Annotated in this window: 12 protein-coding genes; 6 read left to right on the top strand and 6 right to left on the bottom strand. The window is 45.0% G+C overall.

Annotated features, from left to right (window positions below):
* Nucleotides 1-41: 41 nt before the first annotated feature.
* On the top strand, nt 42-1,313 hold the full coding sequence (locus J7I42_RS29190) for a YiiX/YebB-like N1pC/P60 family cysteine hydrolase (protein WP_209142940.1): 1,272 nt from the start codon (nt 42-44) through the stop codon (nt 1,311-1,313).
* Here J7I42_RS29190 and J7I42_RS29185 read toward each other — a convergent pair.
* From J7I42_RS29185 to J7I42_RS29170, 4 genes are all read right to left on the bottom strand, one after another.
* Nucleotides 1,264-2,355, bottom strand: a complete 1,092-nt coding sequence (locus J7I42_RS29185; protein ID WP_209142938.1) for an MBL fold metallo-hydrolase — start codon at nt 2,353-2,355, stop codon at nt 1,264-1,266. The two genes, J7I42_RS29190 and J7I42_RS29185, sit on opposite strands and share 50 nt — an antisense overlap.
* 128 nt (nt 2,356-2,483) lie before the next feature.
* The gene (locus J7I42_RS29180) at nt 2,484-4,898 is read right to left on the bottom strand and encodes a sugar-binding domain-containing protein (protein ID WP_209142936.1); all 2,415 of its coding nucleotides are present in this window, start codon (nt 4,896-4,898) and stop codon (nt 2,484-2,486) included.
* The gene (locus J7I42_RS29175; RefSeq protein WP_209142934.1) at nt 4,898-6,592 is read right to left on the bottom strand and encodes a RagB/SusD family nutrient uptake outer membrane protein; all 1,695 of its coding nucleotides are present in this window, start codon (nt 6,590-6,592) and stop codon (nt 4,898-4,900) included. The genes J7I42_RS29180 and J7I42_RS29175 overlap by 1 nt, the downstream gene beginning before the upstream one ends.
* 18 nt (nt 6,593-6,610) lie before the next feature.
* Nucleotides 6,611-9,730: a SusC/RagA family TonB-linked outer membrane protein gene (locus J7I42_RS29170; protein WP_209142932.1), complete on the bottom strand. Its 3,120-nt coding sequence runs from the start codon at nt 9,728-9,730 to the stop codon at nt 6,611-6,613.
* Nucleotides 9,731-10,019: 289 nt separating this feature from the next.
* Here J7I42_RS29170 and J7I42_RS29165 point away from each other — a divergent pair, with 289 nt between their 5' ends.
* Nucleotides 10,020-10,883, top strand: coding sequence for an alpha/beta fold hydrolase (locus tag J7I42_RS29165; RefSeq protein ID WP_209142930.1), 864 nt, complete (start codon nt 10,020-10,022; stop codon nt 10,881-10,883).
* A gap of 363 nt (nt 10,884-11,246) precedes the next feature.
* On the opposite strand, the gene J7I42_RS29160 is transcribed toward J7I42_RS29165, so the two are convergent.
* Both J7I42_RS29160 and J7I42_RS29155 read right to left on the bottom strand, forming a co-directional pair.
* Complete coding sequence (locus tag J7I42_RS29160; RefSeq protein WP_209142928.1) at nt 11,247-15,302, bottom strand: two-component regulator propeller domain-containing protein; 4,056 nt, start codon at nt 15,300-15,302, stop codon at nt 11,247-11,249.
* A gap of 46 nt (nt 15,303-15,348) precedes the next feature.
* Nucleotides 15,349-15,618, bottom strand: coding sequence for a helix-turn-helix domain-containing protein (locus tag J7I42_RS29155; RefSeq protein WP_209142926.1), 270 nt, complete (start codon nt 15,616-15,618; stop codon nt 15,349-15,351).
* Nucleotides 15,619-16,185: 567 nt separating this feature from the next.
* Between J7I42_RS29155 and J7I42_RS29150 the strand changes: the two genes are divergently transcribed.
* From J7I42_RS29150 to J7I42_RS29135, 4 genes are all read left to right on the top strand, one after another.
* Nucleotides 16,186-16,551, top strand: coding sequence for a hypothetical protein (locus tag J7I42_RS29150; protein ID WP_209142924.1), 366 nt, complete (start codon nt 16,186-16,188; stop codon nt 16,549-16,551).
* 674 nt (nt 16,552-17,225) lie between these two features.
* Complete coding sequence (locus J7I42_RS29145; RefSeq protein ID WP_209142922.1) at nt 17,226-17,918, top strand: hypothetical protein; 693 nt, start codon at nt 17,226-17,228, stop codon at nt 17,916-17,918.
* A 266-nt stretch (nt 17,919-18,184) separates the two neighbouring features.
* Complete coding sequence (locus tag J7I42_RS29140; protein WP_209142920.1) at nt 18,185-18,739, top strand: hypothetical protein; 555 nt, start codon at nt 18,185-18,187, stop codon at nt 18,737-18,739.
* Nucleotides 18,740-19,498: 759 nt separating this feature from the next.
* Complete coding sequence (locus J7I42_RS29135) at nt 19,499-22,621, top strand: SusC/RagA family TonB-linked outer membrane protein (protein ID WP_209142918.1); 3,123 nt, start codon at nt 19,499-19,501, stop codon at nt 22,619-22,621.
* Nucleotides 22,622-22,731: the final 110 nt, after the last annotated feature.

The following is a 22,731-nucleotide window of genomic DNA, read 5'->3' as shown; positions in this document are numbered from 1 at the left end:
AAAAATGTAAACTTTGTAATAACCCTTAAACATACCCCTTAATGCTTACCAAAACACCAACAATTTCCAGGAATGTTTTAAAGCTGCTTGCCATTACCGGTATTGTATTTTTTGCGCTGGTAGTGCTCCCTTTACTTTTTTGTAATTATGTGTTGCATTTACCTGAATATGTCGGGGCCGGTGTTGCATTGGTGCCGTTTATAAGTATTACGATATGTATAATCAGAAATGGCGGGTTCTCCGATGTGGGCGGTAAGATCACCGGGATAAAATATAATACCCGGTTCCCCTTGTTTTTTCATTTTGATGCGGACCCGCCTAAAAAATACCGATTCAAAGAAATTGATCAAATAACCAGGATCATTCAACCAGGAGATGTGTTATTGCGCAGACATGATCATTATATCGATGGGTTAATACTTTCACAGACCACTTATTTTACCCATGCTGCTATCTATTATGGTAAGGTGGGCGAGAAGGAAAACCAGGTGATACATGCCGTTGGCAAAACAGGGGTAAGCTGGGTTGACCTGGATAAATTTGCCCGGTGTGACGATATTGCAATTTTGCGGTTCGAGATCGACCCCAGAATGCAGCAGGATGAGATAAGGCGGCCAGGCAGCACCAGTATGTCGTTTGTGGCGGAACACAGAAAGCGCGCCGTTAAAAAGCTGCCGGATATTATACCGGAAGGTAGAGGAAGTGTGCTGAGCAATGAGATCGTTCGGGCGTTTGATGTAAGATCGTTTATTGCTGATGTAGTTGCGGACAAATCTTCCATTATCAGTCAGATCGGAAACCGGGAGATCACTTTGTTCGACAGCCTGAAAAGCGACCTTTCTACAGATGGGAGACTGGCCACTATTCCACCACGTGAAGAATATGTGACCCTCGTACTTGATATGGCCAATGCATTGCTGGGAAAACAGTATGATTTCGAATTCAATTTTGTTGATTTTAAACGGTTAAGCTGTGTAGAGTTTGTTTGGTATTGTTATAAATCACTGTTCCCCTTGCACCAGATCCGCAGAAAGTTTTTTAGTTACTTTAACTGGGTACATACATTGGTGATGGTACCCGATCTGTTTTTAAAGACCCAGTTCTTCAAGCTGTACTACTCCAGTGTGCATGTGGAAAATAAAAAGGGGCGTCCCGATTCCCGGTTGAGAACATTTGTGAAAAGACGCTTATTGCATTTCTGGGTGTTTTTAGGTAAAATGGTCCTTTGCCAGTTGTTATTGTTGTTGATCGTCTGGGCGCTTTTCAGGATGTTTTGGCCAGGGGCAATATTTCACCTGCCAGCAACGCAATGATATGCCGGTTGCCCGCTTCCTGTTGTAATGCGGCTATGGGACAGTGCATGTTCTCGTTCGATAAATTGAACGTACCATAATGCATGGGGATCATACTAACGGCGCCGGTAGCGTCAAAAGCTTTTACTGCATAGCGGGGCGACATATGATTGGGGTGCATAAACCAGAGCGGTTCATAGGCACCAATGCCCAGGATGGCTACATCGGGCTTAAACAATGCCTGGATGTCCTTAAAATGATTTCCATAACCTGAATCACCCCCAAAATAAAGCGTGCGGTCATCCTCGTTCCCTGTTGTATATTTAATCACAAAACCGCCCCAAAGTTTGCCGTTAAAACGCTCGAATATTCTTTTGCAGTAATGCCGGGAGGGAACAAAATAAATCTCGGGCAAACCACTCAGCGGGTATTGCTGGTACCATTCAGCCGTAATGATCTTCACCGGATTTTTTGAGCAGGACCGTAACAGCTTTTCCATGCCTGACCCGCTTAAAACCATTGCTGCAGGGTTCTTTTGCAACAACAACCGCAGGCTTTTTTTATCACAATGGTCCGCATGGTCGTGCGAGATCAGGATCAGGTTTATGCCGGTAAATAATTCAGGCGTAATGGGTGGGGGCGTATGTCTTTTATAAATAGAAGTGTTGTAGAAGTGTGGATCTATCAGCACTTTTACGCCATTTAGATTTAAATAGAAAGAAGCATGACCCAGCCAGATCAATGTATTGGGTTGGTAAAGGAATTCATTATTTGAATGTATAATGGCATCGAAAGAGATATTCCTGTTCCTGATAAGATTAAATAAATGGGAAGGAAGCCATTGCAAGATCTTTAGATAATTCTGATAGAATGGATATTCATGATTCAGGAATCGCCCTTTTCGATCAACGGGTGTCCCTTTCCAGCCGGCAGGTGTACAATAGTTTTTGGAAGCATCCATTGGCAAATAACTAATGGGGAGGGCTGGTCTTTGGCTTAACAAATAAGCGAATAGGAGAATAAGGAATACAATACCTGTAATGGTTAAAAGCGCTACTGGCATTTTATGGGTTCATTAATAATGCAAATAAATGCCATTTACAGCTTTTTGAAAATACTCACTTGTTGGTATTGGGGTGGGAAACATTGGTTATTAAAAGAGTCCCGACAGTAACCGTCGGGACTCTTTTTTTATTTGAATGATAGCTTTACTGGTTCCAGGTCCGGTGATTCCAGTTTTACTTCATAGGCGCCACCTGGAAGCGTTGGTTGTACGTAAACGATCAACCTGCCCTGTTTTACTTTTCGGGTGGCTGCATGATAATCACTTACGTCATAAGCGTCACTGTTTTCTATACCTTTCAGGACAGCATTGCCAGTAACACTTACAGTGACCGCATTGTCTGCTTCGTACACCTGTTGTCCTTTTTCATCTGTAATGGCTACTTCTATTTGTTGTAAACGTTGGACCCCGTAAATCTGCGGGTCTTTGTAGACCGTAGCTTTTATAGCGGTTGCTTTGCCTGTTGTGTTCAGGATGTAATGGGTCACTTCCTTTCCTTCGCGGTAACCCTTTACTACCAGTTCGCCAGGATGGTACACGGTGTTCCAGAAGAGAATGCGGTTGTGTGCATCGGCCATTGTTCTTTTGCCTACTGATTGTCCATTTAAAAACAGCTCAGCTTCCGAACAGTTGGTGAAACAGTTCACGCGTATAGAATCACCGTCGGTGCCACTCCACACAGGGGCTGCCTGTTTGTGGCTCCAGATGCCGTTGTCTTCAGATTTGGGAATGGGTGTTGTACCCATATAGATCATCGGTTCTTTTGTCCAGATACTTTTTCTGAAATAATATTCTGGTTTTACAAACCCGCCGAGGTCTAATAAACCGGCCTGGTTGCTGCGATTGGGCCAGGCGCCGGCTTCACCGAGGTAGTCGATGCCCGTCCATAAGAATTGTCCGGCTATATACGGATTTTTTTCAACCGCTTCCCAGGCGCTGAGCCGCATGCCATTCTCGCTGTCATAAATAACGCGGTTGGGATACTGCTGGTGATCGGCGGCGTAGCGATACTCCTGGTAGTTATAGCCCACAATATCCAGGTTGGTGGGATAGCTGGTGGTGTTTGACATCACTACCCCGGCCAGGGCGGCGGTTACCGGCCGGGTGGTATCGTATTGTTTAACCACCTTTACCAGGTGTTGTGAAATTTCACCGAGACGCGCAGCGGGTGGATGATCGGCGAGTTGTCCGCGACCATAGATCTGTGGATTGTTACCGGTGTTCAGGATCTCATGGGTATACGGATCATTGGGATAATCTATTTCATTGCCAATGCTCCACATGATAATGGACGGGTGGTTTCGGTTGCGCAGGACCATATCGCGCAGGTCGCGGTCGGCCCATTCCGTAAAATATGTATGATACCCATCTTTGCCGGGTGTTCCCTTGTTCCAGCCCTGCACCCATTTGTTCTTGCCCACTTCCCATTCGTCAAAAGCTTCGTCCATCACTACAAATCCCATCAGGTCACACAGGCGGTATAAGTAATCCGCATGCGGGTTATGGCTCAGCCGTAAAGCGTTGCAACCAGCTTCTTTTAATGTGCGCAACCGTCGCACCCAAACCTCCTCCGGTACAGCTACGCCCAGCACTCCGGCATCGTCGTGGATACATACACCCTGCAGTTTAGTGGGTTCTCCATTTAGAAAAAAACCATTATTGGCATCGAACCGGATGGAGCGGATACCTACTATGTCGATTGTCGCATCCAGCAATTTACCGGCTGACCGCAATTCCACAATTAAATTATAAATGTTGGGACTGTCAACTGACCATAACCTGGGGTTGGCAATAGTAAATGAACAATCGACCACGGTTGTTGCGTTGGGTGCAAGCGTTATTGTTTTTTGGGCATCTGGTACGGTGACATCAGACCTGGTGGCAAATCTGCATGCTACGGAGATCGTTTTTTTTATTTTCGAGCTGTTGACCACTTTTACTTTTACGTTTGCAGTAGCCTTTGTCTTTGTAACTACCGGTGTGCTGAATGCCACGCCCCATTGATCAATATGTACCGGGTCGGTGATAATGAGGTGTACATCGCGATAAATGCCGGAACCGGTATACCATCTTGAATCAGCAAAGTCGGTATGATCAACTTTTACCGCAATGGTGTTTTTGCCGGGTAACAGGTATTGGGTAAGCTCGTATTGAAAGGGGGTGAACCCGTTCGGCCGTTTACCAAGATAATGCCCATTGATCCACACCTCGCTGTTCTTATACACCCCGTCGAAATAAATGTAAACCAGCTTCCCTGGCATTTCTATTCCATAATCGAACGTTTTGCGATACCAGCCAATGCCACCGGGTGAATAGCCCGTACCACTGGCCCATTCCTTACTAAACGGGCCTTCTATACTCCAATCGTGTGGTAAATTCACCGTACGCCAGCTGGCATCATTAAAAGCAGGCTTTTCAGCACCAGGCGCATCACCTTTATAAAAACGCCAATCGTAGTTAATGAGCCGATCGTACCTGATTGGATGGGCATGGACTAATACCGGTAACCACAGAAGCAAAAACAAAAAATAATTCCGTCTCATTAGTAACCGCTGTTTTGTTGAATTTTATTATTGCTGGCCTGAATTTCAGCCCGGGGTATTGGAAGCCAGTAATGTTTGGTTTCAAAGTGACGGCCGTCGATTGCCACTTTGATCGCATACGTAAAGTTAGCCCCGCTTTTGGTAACAGTGATGCCACCTGCTGGTTTGTTCTCTGTTACATCGGCGATCTTCCATCTTCTTACATCATAAAAACGATGTTCTTCAAATGCCAGTTCTACGCGCCGTTCATAGCGAATGGCATCCCGCATTTGTGCTTGTGATAAACCGGCTGGCAGGTCGGGCATATTTACACCGGGTCGCTGTCTGATCAAATTAACAGCCGCACGGGCGCTCAGGGTTGAACCGGAAGGTACTACATCGGGGCCGTATGCTTCGTTGGCCGCTTCTGCAAAATTCAATAATATTTCTGCGTAGCGAATATAGAACCAGGGTTGGAAGCCTGCATTGCCCCAGGGATTCTGAAGGGGATAGGCATCGTTCATATATTTCTTCAGGTAATAACCGGTTTTTGAGGTGTTCCAGTTATCCGGACCATCCTTGCTGTCTTTACCGCCTGGGGTAAATGTTTCAATGGTATTGCCGCGATAACTGGCGCCATTATACAGGATGGTAGCGTAAAAACGTTTGTCGCGCCCTACGTATGGGTTGTTGGCATTGTAACCTGAGGTAGGATCGGTGATGGGTTTACCATTATCCATCTCGTAATCATCAACCAGGTTTTGCAAAGGCAGGTTGCCGCCCCAACCTCCATAACCATTAGGGCCATTGGCTATTTCCAAATGGGTGTGGTTGGAGTTTTTAGTATACAGCCGTTCAAAGATGCCTTCTTTACTATCGTTTGTCAGGAACAGATTGGCATAACCACCTGTATAAATGCTGTATTTGTTCAACCCTATCACTGCCTGGGCGGCGGTTACGGCTGCCTGCCAGGTGCCGGTGCCATATAACGGACTGGCAGCATATAATAACAATCTTGATTTAAGCGCGAGCGCAGCGCCTTTGGTGGCCCGGCCCAATAACCAGGCATCATCGTTGTTCAATGGCAATCCATTGGCTGCATCATCCAGCTGCGCTACTGCGTAATCGATCGATTCTTTCAGCGAGGCTCTTTTAAACAGGGCATCGTCCTGTAAATTATCAGTAAGGTTATAAGCGGAATCACCCATCAGGATAACGCTGCCATAATTTCTGATGAGATCGTGATAACGAAAGGCCCTGATGAATTTCAGCTCGGCCAGTAACCTGGCTCTATGAGCGGTGGTCATTTTCACGTTCGCTATATTGCTGATCGCAAAATTGCAATCCCTGATACCGCGATAGCTGCGACTCCAGATGGTGCCGGCGATGCCGGTGTTTTCCGGCGCCAGCAATCCTTTTTGCACCAGCCAGGTATTGTCGTCATTGTTGTAGATAGATTCATCGGTCAACGAGCTCCACATGGCGTATTCAAAACCACGGCCAAACCCGGGATTGGTACCATCCCCTTCTTTCTCCTGTAATCGAATGCCTACATAACGGGCAACCACATAGTCTTCAAATAAGGAGGAGTCGCCCAGGATGTATTCCTGGGGAAGTCTGTCTGTTGGCTGAATGGAGAGGAAGTCTTTTTTGCACGAAGTAATAACCGTTGCAATAGTAGCGGTATAAAATATATTTCGAATAATTGTTTTCATTGTCTGCCGGTTTGCTGTTTAAAATTGTAAGGCTACCCCAAGGTTTACAATTCGTTGTTGGGGATAGAACTGCCCGCTGTATTGGTTCCCTTCCGGATCGTAGTCTTTTACTTTGGTAATGGTGAACAGGTTAAAGGCGCTCAGGTACACCCGCAGGGATTGCATTTTCATTTTTGTTAAGGTTGGCTTTGCCACCGTATAACCCAGTTCTATATTTTTCAATCGCAGGAACGAAGCATTGTTTAACCAGAAAGTGCTTGGGTACAGGCCCCCGTTTACAGAGGCGGAGGTACGCGTATCAACCCGGGGATAGGCGCCATTGATGTTCGAAGGGCTCCAGCGGTTATCGGCCCAGCTGCTGTAAAAGTTACCCACTGTGCCCGATTCAGGCAGCACGAACTGACTTACATGCGTTTGACCGGCAAATACGATAGAGATATCAAATGAACTGTAATCGGCATTTAACAGAATGCCATAAGTGATCTCAGGAATGTTGCCATATTTTGTTCTTACCTGGTCATCGGCCGTGATCTTTCCGTCTTCATTGACGTCCTGCAATATAAGGTCACCAGGTTGCGCACCACTCAGATGGGGGTATTTGGTAATTTCATCAGTTGAACGAAAAATGCCCAGGGAGTTGTACAATAAAGAAGTATTCAAAGGACGGCCCGTTTGTTTTTGGTACGACAAAACCGCCGGGGCTTCATCAATGAATACGATCTTGCTTTTGGCATAGGTGATATTGCCACTGGCGCCATAATGGAATTTCCCTTTGCGGTTATTATAGCCGAGGCTCGCCTCTATTCCATTGCTGTTTACCTCGCCGATATTTTCGGAAGGTACCAGCGGATCGGAACCATATGGATTTACAATACCGGTCACCGCAGGAAGGGACGCATTTCGGGTGGCCAAAATGTTGGTACGCTGCTGCCGGAAATAAATAAACTCAAAATTGAAGTTGTTGAATACAACCCCTTCCAGGGCAAGATCAGTTTTGCGTGCTTCTTCCCAGTGAATTTGTTTGTTGGCCAGTTTGGTAAGGTCTATAGCCGGGGCTATATTATAACCTGTGCTTGAACCCAGTACCACCTGGGTGTTGAAGGTGTAGTTGTGGAGGTATTGGAACAGGGCCACATTGTCGTTACCCAGCATGCCATACGATGCCCGTACCTTTAAATCGTTTATAAATGAAACGTTGTGCAGGAACGATTCGTTGCTTATACGCCAACCGGCAGAAAAGGAGGGAAAATAACCATACCGGTTACCTGAAGGAAAGGTGGAAGAACCATCTATCCGCAGCTGGGCATCAAACAGGTATTTTTCAGCATAATTGTACGAGAGTTTACCCAGGTAACTTTTCCGGGTATAATGATAGCTGTTGCCACCGTTGTCGCGATCGGTAGCAGCGGTACCGCCCTGGGTTAATTCAGGGGTTTGGGCTGTTGGAAAGTTTATGCGGGATGCACCCAATGAATCGCGTTTTAGCTCTGATTGTTCATAGCCGACAAATGCGTTGAGGTTATGCTGGCCAAAGCTGTTGGCGTAATTCAACCGGATGTTGGTTGTTAACTGCGTTTGATTTTTCTGACTTTCATTCAGTGAGGCGGCATTGTTGTTACCACCTACAATTCTTGAATTATAGACGTCGTTGGCTTTGTCGTAGGAATATAATAAGTAAGGGGTAGCGAATGTTTTGGTGAAATACCACGACTTATCTACAGCGGCAAAGCCTTCAACCGATAAGCCTTTTATAGCTGCAATATTGTAACTGCTTTTCAAAATGCCATTGAATACCTGACCTGGGTTCTTATTCAATCCGCCAGCGCTGGTGGCCATCATGGCCGGGTTATTTCCTTCAATACCAGTGGAAGGCAATCCATTAGGGTAGAAGGCTGGAAGGGTAGCATACGCCCGGTAAATAGAACGGAAAATGTCGGCTGAAGATGCTGCCGGGAATTGCCGGTCTTCTTCGCGGCCCGACAGGTACAGACTTACTTTAAAATCTTTTGTGATGCTGGCGTCGATGTTTGAACGAAAGCTGTACTGGTTGTATTTGGTAGCGCCATTTTTATACAACCCATCCTGGCCAAGCAACCCGGCGCTCAGGTAATACCGAATATTATCTGAACCACCAGCTATAGATACATTGGCCTGATCTTGCCCGGTTGAGTTTTTCAACGTGGTTTTAGCCCAATCGGTATTGGGGTAATTCAATGGGTCGGAACCATCAGCAAATTTCTGAATTTCGGCAGCTGAATACTGTTGATTCAGACCGCCGGCCGGGTTATTATAATAAGCTATCTCATTACTGATCTGGGCATACGTTTGGGCATCGGCCATTTCTGGTAGGCGGGTAGGGGAAGAAAAGCCATGATTGTAACTGGCCGAAATGGATGGTTTGCCGGTTTTGCCGCGTTTGGTGGTAACGAGGATAACGCCATTTGCGGCCCGGCTGCCATAAATGGCGGCAGAAGCGTCTTTTAAGACGGAAATACTTTCAATATCATTCGGGTTCAACCTTTCCATGCCCCCAATTTGTCCGGGTACGCCATCGACTACCACCAGTACATCATTATTACCGGTAGTTGCCAGTCCGCGCACGGTAACGCCCGAACCGTCGTAACCGGGTTCTCCGCTGCGGTTGTTGAGAATAACACCGGAGAAACGGCCGGCCAGGGAGTTGGACACATTCGCTTGCGGGCTTTTGACCAGGTCGGTCCCTTTTACAACTGATACAGAACCGGTGAGCGTGGCTTTCTTTTGGGCGTTATAACCGATCACAACCACTTCAGAGAGGTTGGTATTGGCAGGTGAAAGGGTGACCTCCAGGTTGCTGCCGGTGACCGCTACTTCCTGGGCTGCATAATTTACATGGGTAAATACCAGGATGGCTTTTTCTGGCGCCTGAATGGTGAATTTTCCCTCCGCATCGGTAACTGTAGTTGTTTGTGTGCCTTTAATAGTGACCGATACTCCGGCAAGGGGTGCATCCCCAGCCATAACCCGGCCCTGTACGGCAGATTGCGCAAAAAGTGCCAGATTGGTTAACAGGAAAAATGTTAGAAATAGAAGTTTGGGGGCCGTCCTGTACAATGGGTAACAGGCTGCTCTGATGGTCAGTTGCAGAAATTGTCTCATACAAACAAGCTCGTTTGGTTAATAAATTGAACCTGGCTAAGTCAGTATCCGTTTCACGGTTTGGAACCGTGACATGGATTGATGGCAAAGTAGGTATGGAACAGGGGGTAAAGAGGGGGGTATTTCCTAAAAAGAGGGGGGTATTTTAAGGGGAGAAGCCTGTTTTACCAGGGATGGTTTCTTGATAAGGGGTGCTTTGGAGCCTCGAATGTTTGTTAGTTTATTAATAAACTAAAGAACTAACAAACTGGCATTTCTATAGTGGCATAATATTTTATTTTAATGCTATATGAAAGAGAATGCATCCAGCTTAATAACCCACCAGCAAATTAATGTGGGCGGAATTTCTGTGCATGTGGCCCTGGCGGGCGACTCGGCCAATCAGGCCATCTTGTTTTTACATGGGTATCCGGAAAACTGGCAGGAGTTTGAAGGGGTGATGAATATCTTAAAAGATACATATTACGTGCTGGCCATCGATCTGCCAGGCATTGGGATGTCTGAACCAATAGCCTCAGGCGACAAATGTTCAATGGCCGGTTTTATAAAAAATATCATAGAGACCTTGCATATAGAACGGATAATTTTGGTGGGTCACGATATTGGCGGCATGACAACCTATTCTTTTATAAAGCAGTTCTCCGAAAAATTAGTCAAAGCTATAATTATGAATACTGCTATCCCCGGAATAGAACCCTGGGAGCAGGTTAAACGAAATCCATACCTCTGGCATTTTGCTTTGTATGCAGTGCCTGCTTTACCCGAAGCTGTATTTGCCGGTAAACAAAGGATTCTCTTCGATTATTTTTACAATACCCTTTCTTTTCATAAACAGGCGATCGGTGAAGACAGGCGGAATGAATATGCAAATGCCTATAGTAACGCCGTTGCCTTAAAAACAAGTTTCGACTGGTACCGGGCTTTCCTCCATGATGAAAAAAGCAATGCAAAAGGAGAGTCTGTAAATGTACCTGTATTATATATTCGAGGTGAAATGGAAAGTGGCGATATGGGTCAGTATGTAGAAGGATTAAAAAAGAGCGGATTATCTAATCTTACCGCAAAATTAATTCCACACTGCGGACATTTTGCACCGGAGGAACAGACGGAGATTATTGCGGAAATAATTCGTGGGTTTGGGTTGACGAGTTGATCAGTTGACCAGCTGGATCAGTTGGTCAGGAACAAGGAAAATACCAGCTGCCAGTTTATTAGTTTGTTAGTTCTTTAGTTTTTGAGTTATTAGGTTTGTAGGTTGTTTAGTTCGTCCGGATTGGCGCGAGCCGATTCCCGTTTTACGACTGGCGGATGGCTTGAATTTCGCGAGCTAATTGCCGTCTGCCCGAAGCAAGTCTGGCTATTAATCGGAAATTGCCGATTGCCGATTGCCGATTGCCGATTGCCGATTGCCGATTGCCGATTGCCGATTGCCGATTGCCGAAGTGAGTTTCGGATTTCGTGAGGCCTTTCACGTCTCACGTTTCACGCCTCACGAGCCCAAAAACATCTTAAAGGATCACAAGGAACTCTTTATAATATTATATTCCCTATTAAACGAGTGGCGGTACTTCTTAATGTATTCCGACGGCGTCATGTGAAAAACTTTCACAAACTGTTCGCGGAAGTACCGGACATCATTGATGCCTACCTGAAAAGCTGCCTGACGGATATTCATATTCTCCGTTAACATAAGCACAGCAGCCCTTCTTAATCTGATTGACCGGATAAATGCGTTGAGCGATTGTCCGGAAATGGATTTTACCTTATTATAAAGGGCCGGGTGGCTCATGCCCATTGCTTTGGAAAATTTCTTAATGGTGAAATCTTCTGTGTCTATATTTTGTTCAATAACAGCAATACATTTTCGCAGGAACTCCTGGTATTCGGCTGGCACTCTTGTATTCGTTTCCCGGAGGGTGATGCTATCAAAAAAGAAACGCTGTAACAGGTTCCGGTTCCGCAAGATGGTTTCTACTTTGGCCTGTAACAAGGTCTTGTCAAAAGGTTTGGTAATGTAATCATCGGCCCCGCCTTCAATACCTTTTAATTTTATTTCTGTAGCGGTAGAAGCCGTTAACAGGATCACCGGGATATGCCCTAATAGGTCACTCTGTTTTAATTTAGAACAAAGTTCAATGCCATCCATGCCCTGCATATTGATATCGCTGATGATAAGGTCGGGTATATGTTGTAAGGCAACTTTATAACCTTCGTCGCCGCTGTTGGTGGTATAGATAAGGTAGCCAGGTTCAAAGATCTGTTGCAGGTACTGTGTTATTTCAGGATTATCATCGATCAGCAAAATAGATCGTTTCTTTGTCACCACTTCTTCAGCTTGTTTGCCTTCCTGTATAATCCGTTGGGAGGTGGGCTCTTCATCGGGTTGTTGTGCTGTTCCGGCGGCCAGTTCGTGCAGCAGGTTGTTTTTCTCACCAAAGGATCCGGTAGTAAATTCAAATCCGGCAGGCAGGTGATTGATCCCTTTAAGTAAAGTAATGGTAAAAGTGGTACCCTGGCCCAGTATGCTGTTACAGGTTACTGTTCCTTTATGGCTTTCGATAAATTGTTTAACCAGAAAAAGCCCGATACCAAACCCTGATTGCCGTTTGCCATGATGGCCCTGTTGAAACTTTTCAAATATGCGCTCACTGTCGGCATTATCGATGCCACAACCAGTATCCTCGATAGACAGGGTCACCTCATTACTTGTTTCCGCTACGCTAAACAAGACCGTTCCATTATCGGGTGTGAACTTAAATGCATTGGAAAGCAGGTTAAACAGGGCGATCTCTATTTTTTCATGATCGGCGTAAATGGTCAGCGATGGAATGGTGGACGTAAACTGGTAGTTGATGTTTTTTGTGCGGGCCTGATGGGCAAAACATTGATATACTTCATCGCATAATTGAATGAGATCGATGGCAGAGATCTGGCAGTTGTCGGACCCATTATCAGCTTTTCTGAAAAGCAACAGCTGATCAACCAGGCTTAACAACCGGCGGGCATTGCGATAAGCGATCTTCAGATCGTTTCGTTGTTCATGAAGCAGTGCTTCTTTTACCGGATTTATGATCAGGGACAGGGGTGTTCTAAATTCATGCGAAATATTGGTAAAAAAGGTCAGCTTCTTTTCCATCAGCTCTTTGTCCTTCTCATTTTCTATATGCGCCAGCTTGATCTCGTACCGTAGCCGTTCCTGTGTTCTGGTATAGCGAATGTAAATGTAAATAGCACCGGCAAAGCAGCCGCCATAAAGTAAGTATGCCCACCAGGTGCGGTACCAGGGCGGCAGTACATTGATCTGCAGCAATTGGGTCTCATGCCCCCAGGTGCCATCAGGGTCCATGATCTTTACTTTGAACAGGTATTTCCCTTCCTGCAGGCGGGAATAGTTTGCGGTCCTGATGTGGTTTACATAATTCCAGTCTTTATCCCAGCCCTGTAAAAAGTATGCGTAATTGATCTTGTCGGCCCCGGCGTATTCGAGTGCCAGAAAATCGAGCGACAAAACCGCCCGCTCAAAAGGGATGGTGACCTCATCTATCCTGTCCAACGTTCTGGCTGTTACACAGCGATCGCAGCCTTCGGCAACCGTATTGTTTATTTTAAGGCCAGTTAAATAGATGGCAGGTTGTTCGGTTGCATCTTGTATGCTGTCCGGATAAAAAACATTAAACCCCTTAATGCCCCCAAACAGGAATTCACCCGACGATAATGCCAGGCCGGCATTAAAACTGAACTGATTGCTTTGCAGGCCGTCTGACTGGGTAAAGTTTCGCGCCTTTTTTGTTTGCGGCTTAAAACGGCACAAGCCATTATAGGTACTTAACCACAAGTTGCCGGCATCGTCTTCCAACAATCTCAGCAGGGTATTACCGGGCAATCCATCGGCGGTGGTAAATCGTTGGTAGTTTCCTGTTTTACGATCGAACAACAGCAAACCTCCATCCTGAGTGCCGATCCAGAAGTTATGATGGCGGTCTTCATGGATGCAACGTATGGTATGTCCGATGTTATAACGTACATGTTGTTTATGGTCGCGATCAATGCGGATAAGGGTAGCATAATTACCTCCCCATAAGGCGCCTTGCCGGTCTTCGGCCAAACATTGTAAATTGGTGATCGTGTTATCAAATAATTCAAAACGATCGTGTTTCCGGTTCAATAAATACAGACTGCCTTCATTGGTTGCGCAGGCCCATAACCTGTTTTGTGCGTCCTGGTACAACAACCATACGTTGTTTTCCTTTTCATGCGTAATGGGGTTGTAACAATCGTAACGGGTGAAGGTGCCGGTTTGCCGGTTAAAGCGATTGACAGCGCCCAGCCAGGTAGACACCCAGACTTCATTTTTATTATCCTTTACAATGCTGGTGATAAAATTACTACTGATGGCGTTTTGGCCGTTGTTACTGGTGTATTGGGTGTACTCGTTTTTCATCCGGTCCCAGTAACGCAATCCAGCGCCATCGGTACCGATCCATACATTTTGCTTTTCATCTTCGCAAAACGACATGATAAAATTATTGACGGGATTATCGTTGCCCGACGGATTGTATGTTATGTGTGTAAAAGAACTTGTTTTAGGTTCTATCACATTGATGCCGCCGCGCAGGGTGCCGATCCATTTGCGGTCATCTGCGTCTTCATAGATCGCATATACCGCATTGCTGTTTACCATCAATTTGCCAGTAGGGGAAATATAAGGGGATGCTTTGGCTGCACCTCGTGGCAGCATCAGTAAGCCATTGCCATCTGTGCCAATCCAGCCAATCTGCTGTTTGTCGAAATACAGGTTCACCACCTTGCTTCGCGTGGTAAGATAGTTTCCGGAATATTGATTGGAAATGGGATTGTACTTATACAATCCATTTTCGTTTCCCAGCCATAGGTTCCCTTGTTTGTCGAGCTTTAAACAATTGCTTTGTTTGATGGTGTTGTTTATTATATGGATCTGCTTTTTGGCAAGGTCGTATTGACACAGTCCTACCTGTTGAATAAAAAGCCATGCGGTGTTATGGGTAACATCGGGTTCAATAGCGGTTACATCATAATTCGAATGTTGTTGCAGTGGTATTTGCCAACCGGCTTTTGATTTGTTTTCAAAAACTAGTAACCCGTTTTGTTGAGAACCGATAAGCATGAGCCCGGCTGCCGCCTGAATGGTATGGATATTATCCTGTACGTAATGCAGGGTGGCATCGTTCCAGCTTTTGTATTGCAAACGGGAGAAATTCGATCGCACGGGATCGAATACACAGGCGCCTTTGAGACCGCCCACCCAAATGTTGTTGGCGGCATCGCCCTCGATGGTATAAATGGTATTGTTATGTAAAGAGGTGCTGTCGCCAATGATGTTCCGGAATATCCGGAAATTGTACCCATCATAACGGTTGAGACCGTCGTAGGTGCCAAACCACATAAAACCTTTGTAATCCTGGTAAATGGTAGTGACAACGTTATTCGACAGCCCCTGTTCAATACCGAGGTATTTGACCGGATAATTATCGGCGAACAGGTGTATGGCAAGCGTAAGCAATAAAGAAAGTATTGCAATGGCTTTATAACTCATGTGGTCCCCCTTTCAGTAATCGTTAGAGGTTAAAAGTAGGGAAAATTTATTTACCAATGATCTGTTGCTGGCTCCTGCTTTTTACATAATCAGAGGGTGAACAGTCGTAATATTTTTTAAAACAGGTACTGAAATATTTGGCGCTGTTAAAACCTGTGGTGTATGCCACGGTTGAAATATTCATTTCGTCGCCATCGAACAATTGTCTGGCCATTTTTAACCGCCTTTCATTTACAAACTCCAGCGGCGCCATGTTGGTAAGGCTCTTGAACTTCTTATAAAATGCCGACCGGCTCATGTTTACCGACGTGGCCATGGTCTCTATTTCGAATTCCGGATCATGGTACCATGCTGCATCGCGGTTGCGTAGTGGCAGTTAGGGGAATAAACAGGAACAGGAATAAGTTCCTGAAAAATTTCAATGGCAATTTCATGGTGTTGCAAGTAGGTGGTGCAATTAGCAATCGATTCAACGGTCCTACGTCAAATGTAACCGCTCATAATTGTAAATCTGACTTTTTATCTGGGAAAAACAAAAAAACAGAAGCATTTGAACAAAAATTGAACCATAAAAACCAAAATCCTGACCTGCAAACCACTGGTAGATAATAGGTTTGTGGTAATCGCTATCAGGGGAAATGCCATATGAAAAATGCCCCTCAGCACTATTTAAACCAATACGGTACGCTAACTGCGTCTTCGATTAACCATAACGATTGCTATATGAATGTGCACCCGCTTTCTTACACAGAGTCATTTCTTACATTATTATCAATCCCGATCATTAGTGACTTTCTCCCGATACCTCGGACCGGGCAATGCATTGCAATTATCAAACTGTGGCAAGCAGATGAGCCGTGCTTAATTTCAAAACAGTAAACCCATGGAAGTTAATTTATTACGAAAGAAAACCGGCTTATTACCCATTTGCCTGTTGCTGGTGTTGGCTGCCAATCCGCTGCCATTTGATTTATTTGATGTAAGCGGCCGGACAAAACGCGGTACGTTGTTCTCAATACCTAAAACCGGGCAGGGAGGTGCTTTTTTAAATCTTACCACCTCATCAAAACTGGCAGCAGCTGCCAAAGCGGCCAACTGCAATCAGAAATTCGCTACTACTAATGTAGTGTCTGGTGTTGTTGTATACTTTGTAACTCCTGAAAATAAGTATGGGGCATTGTTGTTCAATGCAACCGAAACCGATTTTACAGACCCATTCTTTAATGTAAGTATAAAAACTCAACAATAAATCAGTTTTATAAATATCAGGTTGCTGAACCTGATGGCACTATGGATAAGTTGCATTTTATTTCGTACAGCGATAATCGTTCCACTGTGAATGTCTATTCCTGGTAAAAATGATTATCTCTACCTCCTGTATTTCAATACGGGAGTTTTCTTTTATTATAATATAGTTAACAAAAAGGTTGCATGCATTGGTAATTATTTTTTTTAAACCGATTACATTCTGCCTGTATTATTATAGCATGCTTTTTGAATAATAGAATTGCCTCTTATTATAAAATATTTCCACTCAACTATTGTTTAATCGAACTGATTAGTGTAATTTTGACAATTATAAATACTTGCTGCCATCCCTGATAATCATTTCCCACCGATTGCAGAAAATTGCATCCAGATTGCCACCAGAAATTTACTTGCCACGAAAACTTTAGTAACATCTGCCAAACGCTTGTCATTTCCATTGCAGGAACGATGAGTTGCCCATTTTTACAACTATAATCAGTTGTTTGCCTCTACTTGCCTGAAATTGAAGGAAAAGATCCTTTAATAATGAATTATTAGCGAAGCTTTAGCCCGGAGGAAAAATGAATGGACGCCTATTTTGCGCCTGTAATGGCCAGCGTATGCGCTCCAAACGGTAAATCATTGTATTCTATAAAAACTATAATAACAAACGCGATGAAATTCAAAATCCTGATTCCTGTATTAGTAGTAACAACTGGTATTGTTTTGTATTCTTGTTCTAAAGACACGCAAACCCCAACTCCTGATGATACCGTTCTGTCAACTTATTATCCTGGTTCTACAATGGAAGTGAAAGAGTTGTCTATTCGCACCAAGAATGGCGCTGTAACTGATCCTGCTTTGATCCAGGATTTCATTAACAGAAATGTTACTACAGAGGCAAAGGCTAATTTCTTTGTTGGTATGAGCACCGTACCAGTGGCTTCATCAACTCAGGCGCTGAAATTTTTGAACAATAACCGGGTAAATGTGAATGGCGTTAATATGGAGATCACCGGTACTAAAGATTCTGTACAGCTAGTTACTGAATATACGTCAACTCCTTTCCCGGTATATGCTACTTCATGTGGCGCTTTATTGGGCCATGTTCCTCAATATTCAGCATTTTCTGATTGTCCTGATGCAAACTGTGCAACTTATCGCAAAACATACCCATTGATCATGAGTGGCGCTAATTATTATGCACCCCTGTTAACCTACGCGGTTGTTACTAAAGATTGCGCTATTACTGCCACTGAAGTTCCGGCTATCAATATCATAAATCCCGATCTGCAATCACTGCTGAATGAAGGTGATTCAGTACTGGTGCAGTATGTGAAATTGCCTTTGACCAAGAAAGTAGACTAAGGGCCAGACATACACAATTAGCTGCCGCCGACAAATGTTTGCGGCAGCATTTGTTTTTTTTGAAGAAGTATTGTCGTGTAAAAAAAATGAAATGTGCAAGTGAATGCGGTGTTTTTATTAAAATTTAATTCTTCCCTGGTGTTTTACTAACAATACAGGCTATTTGCATACAAAAACACGGTGTTCGCACCATTGGGTATATAACATGTATACGAAAATGTTATATTTGTGCGTTTTTAAAACCACATTTAACCCAAATCAGTATCATGAAAATTTTGTACAGAACACTTGGTTTAGTTGCCGTATTAGCCCTGAGTACCCTTTTACATTCTTGCGATAAGGTTAAAGATGCTATCTCTATTAATGTGCCTACTCAAACAGTAACTGCAGATTTCTACATTGCTCCTCAACAACAAGGTGCACAAGCTGTAGTTTCTCTGCCTGTTGGACTTAATCTCGACTCGGTTATTAAATTTCAGAACTCGAGCCTGGGTAGTGCAAACATTAAATCAGCAAAAATCAAAAGTATCAGCCTGGCATTCTCAAACGCAACTGCAACTGATCACATCGGTTCTTTTTCAGCTTGTGAAGTTAGCTTAGCTTCCAGCGCAAAGCCTGACTATACAGTTATTGCCGGAACTACCAGCATTGCAGACGCAAATGTTGCTTCTTTCGACATTCCGGTAAAAGATGTTGACCTGAAAGAGTATTTTAATTCAACTTCATTTACGTACAAACTTTCTGCTTCCGTTCGTCGTACTACAACTACTGAACTGAAAGGTAAAGCTACCATCAAGTTTGATATTGTTGCCGGTCTGTAAGGCTTAGCCGAACACTGGAGATAATTTATTTCAGGCACTATTGTTTCATTGGAAATGATAGTGCCTGTTTTCTTTTGTCGCATATAACTCACCCCAAAAGTCAAAGAACTGCCGTTAACGAATGCCATACAAAGTTACTCTTTACTTTTAGTCATTAACTTCATCATGGGACGGCCTTCGGAAACCGCTGGGACGGTCTTCGAAAAACGGTGGGACGTTTGGTAATTTCTCCACTGAAATTTCAATTTAGCTGGGACGGTTCGCGGCAAATGGTGGGACGAATGGTCGAAAACGGGGGATGGCTTTTTGATTCCTTCTCTTTGCCTATACTGATCCTTCACTGTTCCTTCGCTGATCCTATACTTTGGGTCCTCGGGCGCCGAGGTGCCAATGTGTACCCAACAGGTAGGAATTAAGGTCTTTGAGTGATGAACGCTGACTGCTGAAACCATAACCGCTAACCGTAGCATAGGAAAATAATAAGACCTACATAATAGCTCCCCGCTAATTGATTTTGAGCGCCATTTCTCCTTAAAATGAATGCTTTAGGCCTCATTTTGGAATGATAACACACAAATATTTTGGAATTTCGGATATTTCTTTCATTTTTGTTATGTAGAACATAATAACAAAACTAACGCCAAAACCGCTTGTCATGAAACAACCTGCTTACTGGGATGACCCACTCAGCCCCTATATGCTGTCCCCATTCATTTTACCCAAGTTTTAGCTAAAAGCCTGCTTTAAAAACTAACGCTTATGACCCTGAAAAAATCGCCATTGCGTATGGTCAGGTGGTGTATGCTGTTACCACTTACCGCGCTTGCATTCCTGGCCTCAACGGCCATTGGCCAGGACCGCCTGTTAACTGTTACCGGTAAAATTACCGATGAGCTGGATAAGCCTTTAACGGGCGCAACCATTAGAATTACCCGCACCGCTATAGCAACTACCACCAATAAGGATGGTCTCTATTCCATAAATGTAAACCCCGCCGATTCCCTTGAGTTTTCTTATACCGGCTATCGCATGGATAAACAACCGGTAAAAAACCGCGTAGACCTGAATGTTAAATTAACGCCTATTACCGGGAGTATGGATGAGGTGACCGTGATCGGTTACGGCCAGCAAAAAAAGGTAAGCGTAGTAGGGGCACAGGCAACGGTGAATCCCGAAGACCTGAAACTACCTGCCAGGGATATTGCCGGTATGCTGGCCGGACGTATTTCCGGGATAATTACAACCTCCCGCGGCGGTGGGCCCGGGGCAGATAATGCCAGTGTACTGGTACGTGGTGTTTCCACTTTTGGCACCAGTACCCGAACTCCCCTGATCATCATAGACGGGGTGCCAGACAGGAATTTTAATGATGTGGACCCCGAAGATATTCAGAGCCTGACTGTATTGAAAGACGCCACCTCCACCGCCGTATATGGTACCCGCGGCGCTAATGGTGTTATCCTTATCAATACCAAACGCGGCGTGGCCGGTAAACCTTCCATCAATGTAGAAATGAACTCAGGTATAACACAATTTGTTCAGTTGCCTGAAATGCTCGATGCGCCATCCTGGATGGGACTGTATAATGAAGCATTGACAACCCGTGGCCGTGATCCGTTCTATACAGATGAGAGAATTGAATTGCACCGGAGTGGCGTTGATCCTGATCTGTATCCTAATACAAACTGGCAGAAAGAATTGTTCCGTGATCATGGCTTAACCCAACGCGCCAACTTTAATGTAAGCGGTGGTGCAGAAAGGGCCACCTATTATATCTCAGGCGGTTATTATAATGAAACCGGGATGATAAAACCCTATAAAGACGATAACTACGATACGAAGTCTTATTATCACCGGTATAATTTTACCGCCAACATTGGCGTAAATGTAACCGGTACCACTAAACTCGATCTGGGGGTTTCAGCGATCATTGAAAGACGGAACGGGCCGTATGATGCGGCTGTAGCGAATGTGTCGAACAACCTGTTTGAATATTCCTTACGCGTGCCTCCGCATATTATTCCGGCGCGGTATTCAAACGGCTCCTGGCCAGGCACACCCAATGGCGTTAGCAGTCCCGCCCGTTTTGCCTTTGGCTTTGGCTCCGGTTATGATGACTCTTCGAGTATCCGTCCTAATATTCGCATAAAGCAAGACCTGGGGATGTTATTAAAAGGATTATCGATTTCCGGAATGTTCTCTTATGACATATATACAAGCGCTACCGTTGCCACCGCACGCGCTGCCTCTATGGTATATGCAGAAGGACGCGATTCAGCTGGTAATCTGCTTACCCGGGCTATCAATACGGCTACCGATCTGCTTTCCTATTCCTCTGCCCGAGCCGCTAATCATCGCATGTATTCCGAAGCATCATTGAATTATTCGGCCAGTTTTGGCGGAAAACACGAGGTGGGCGCATTATTGCTGTTCAATCAATCGGAGTACGCCGATGCCAATGCTACTACTTTTACCAGCGCCATTCCGTTCCGCAATCGTGGTTTAACAGGCCGTGCCACCTATGGGTTTAGCAGCCGGTATTTTGTAGAAGGCAACTTTGGTTACACCGGTTCTGAAAACTTTGCGCCCTCCAGGCGTTATGGTTTCTTTCCTTCCTTTGGAGTAGGCTGGATCGTATCGGGGGAAAAATTCTTTCAACCGCTTGCCGATGTATTGCCTTATTTCAAACTACGCTATAGCTATGGTCTCACTGGTAATGGTGGCTATAATGGCAGCCGCTTTTTGTACCTGGATATGTTGACCAAATCAACCAACGCGTATCAATTCGGCACGCCAACCTCCCTCTCTACTTACTATAGCGGTTATTCGCAAACGCAAATAGCCACCGATGCCACCTGGGAAACTTCATACCGCCATAACCTGGGTATTGAAATGAACTTCCTCCATAATGACCTGAAGTTGATCGCCGAATTGTTCCGGGAAAGAAGAGAAGGGATCCTGCGTTCCGATGCAACCATTCCCGGGATCTCTGGTTTCGGTAGCGTAACGCCCGTGCGGAATATTGGCATTGTGCTGAACAGGGGCGTAGATCTAACACTTTCATATAACAGAACATTTGCCAAAACAACCTGGCTTACATTCACCGGTACCTTCACTTATAATAAAAATAAAAACCTGCAGGATGGCGTAGCGCCGCAACCATATCCCTGGATGGAATGGAAAGGACATGAAGTGGACGCCAAAGAATTGTATACTGCCGTTGGTTTGTTCGAAAGTCAGGAGGAGATTGATAAATGGGCCAAACAAACCGGGAACGTAAAGGTGGGTGATATCAAATACTTAGACAAGAATGGAGATGGCGTTATCAATAACTATGATATCTCGCGCGTGGATGCCAATGGTACGCCTAAAATGATGTATGGGATGAATATCGCTTTTGGTTATAAAGGGTTCGATATCGGCGCCTTTATACAGGGAACCGGGAAAGTGTGGTTGTTGTATGGCGCTGGTGATGGCACCCTTCCTTTTAACAATGGCGCTAACAGTTCCAACCTGTATGCGATCGTAAAAGACCGCTGGACAGAAGAGAACCCCAATCCTCATGCGTTCTATCCACGCCTGAACAGTAACCTTGACCCCAACTCCAACTACCTGGTGAGTGACTGGTGGTTGCACCCGGCTGATTTCATCAGGCTAAAGAGCGCTGAACTGGGGTATACTCTGCCTGCCAGTATAGTGCGCAAGAACCGGATCAAAAACCTGCGGGTGTTTTTCAATGGTACCAATCTGTTTACTACTTCAACCTGGAAGTATTGGGACCCTGAGTTGAATGATGCAGGGACGAGCTCCAATACAATTACCAGGGGAGGTTTTTATCCTAATATAAAGGCTTACAATTTTGGGGTGAGGGCTACATTTTAAGCAGACGGCAGACGGCAGACGGCAGACGGCAGAAGGCAGAAGGCAGAAGGCAGACGGCAGACGGCAGACGGCAGAAGGCAGAAGGCAGAAGGCAGAAGGCAGAAGGCAGA

The sequence above is a fragment of the Niastella soli genome, from assembly GCF_017742245.1.
Taxonomy (GTDB): Bacteria; Bacteroidota; Bacteroidia; order Chitinophagales; family Chitinophagaceae; genus Niastella; species Niastella soli.
The sequence above is the reverse complement of the archived record's forward strand: the minus strand, read 5'-3'. Positions and strand labels throughout refer to the sequence as shown.

What these genes read in the sequence shown, in the direction of transcription:
- J7I42_RS29190 (WP_209142940.1), top strand. Translation starts at nt 42, where the DNA reads ATGCTTACCAAAACACCAACAATTTCCAGGAATGTTTTAAAGCTGCTT.
- J7I42_RS29185 (WP_209142938.1), bottom strand. Translation starts at nt 2,355, where the DNA reads ATGCCAGTAGCGCTTTTAACCATTACAGGTATTGTATTCCTTATTCTC.
- J7I42_RS29180 (WP_209142936.1), bottom strand. Translation starts at nt 4,898, where the DNA reads ATGAGACGGAATTATTTTTTGTTTTTGCTTCTGTGGTTACCGGTATTA.
- J7I42_RS29175 (WP_209142934.1), bottom strand. Translation starts at nt 6,592, where the DNA reads ATGAAAACAATTATTCGAAATATATTTTATACCGCTACTATTGCAACG.
- J7I42_RS29170 (WP_209142932.1), bottom strand. Translation starts at nt 9,730, where the DNA reads ATGAGACAATTTCTGCAACTGACCATCAGAGCAGCCTGTTACCCATTG.
- J7I42_RS29165 (WP_209142930.1), top strand. Translation starts at nt 10,020, where the DNA reads ATGAAAGAGAATGCATCCAGCTTAATAACCCACCAGCAAATTAATGTG.
- J7I42_RS29160 (WP_209142928.1), bottom strand. Translation starts at nt 15,302, where the DNA reads ATGAGTTATAAAGCCATTGCAATACTTTCTTTATTGCTTACGCTTGCC.
- J7I42_RS29155 (WP_209142926.1), bottom strand. Translation starts at nt 15,618, where the DNA reads ATGGCCACGTCGGTAAACATGAGCCGGTCGGCATTTTATAAGAAGTTC.
- J7I42_RS29150 (WP_209142924.1), top strand. Translation starts at nt 16,186, where the DNA reads ATGGAAGTTAATTTATTACGAAAGAAAACCGGCTTATTACCCATTTGC.
- J7I42_RS29145 (WP_209142922.1), top strand. Translation starts at nt 17,226, where the DNA reads ATGAAATTCAAAATCCTGATTCCTGTATTAGTAGTAACAACTGGTATT.
- J7I42_RS29140 (WP_209142920.1), top strand. Translation starts at nt 18,185, where the DNA reads ATGAAAATTTTGTACAGAACACTTGGTTTAGTTGCCGTATTAGCCCTG.
- J7I42_RS29135 (WP_209142918.1), top strand. Translation starts at nt 19,499, where the DNA reads ATGACCCTGAAAAAATCGCCATTGCGTATGGTCAGGTGGTGTATGCTG.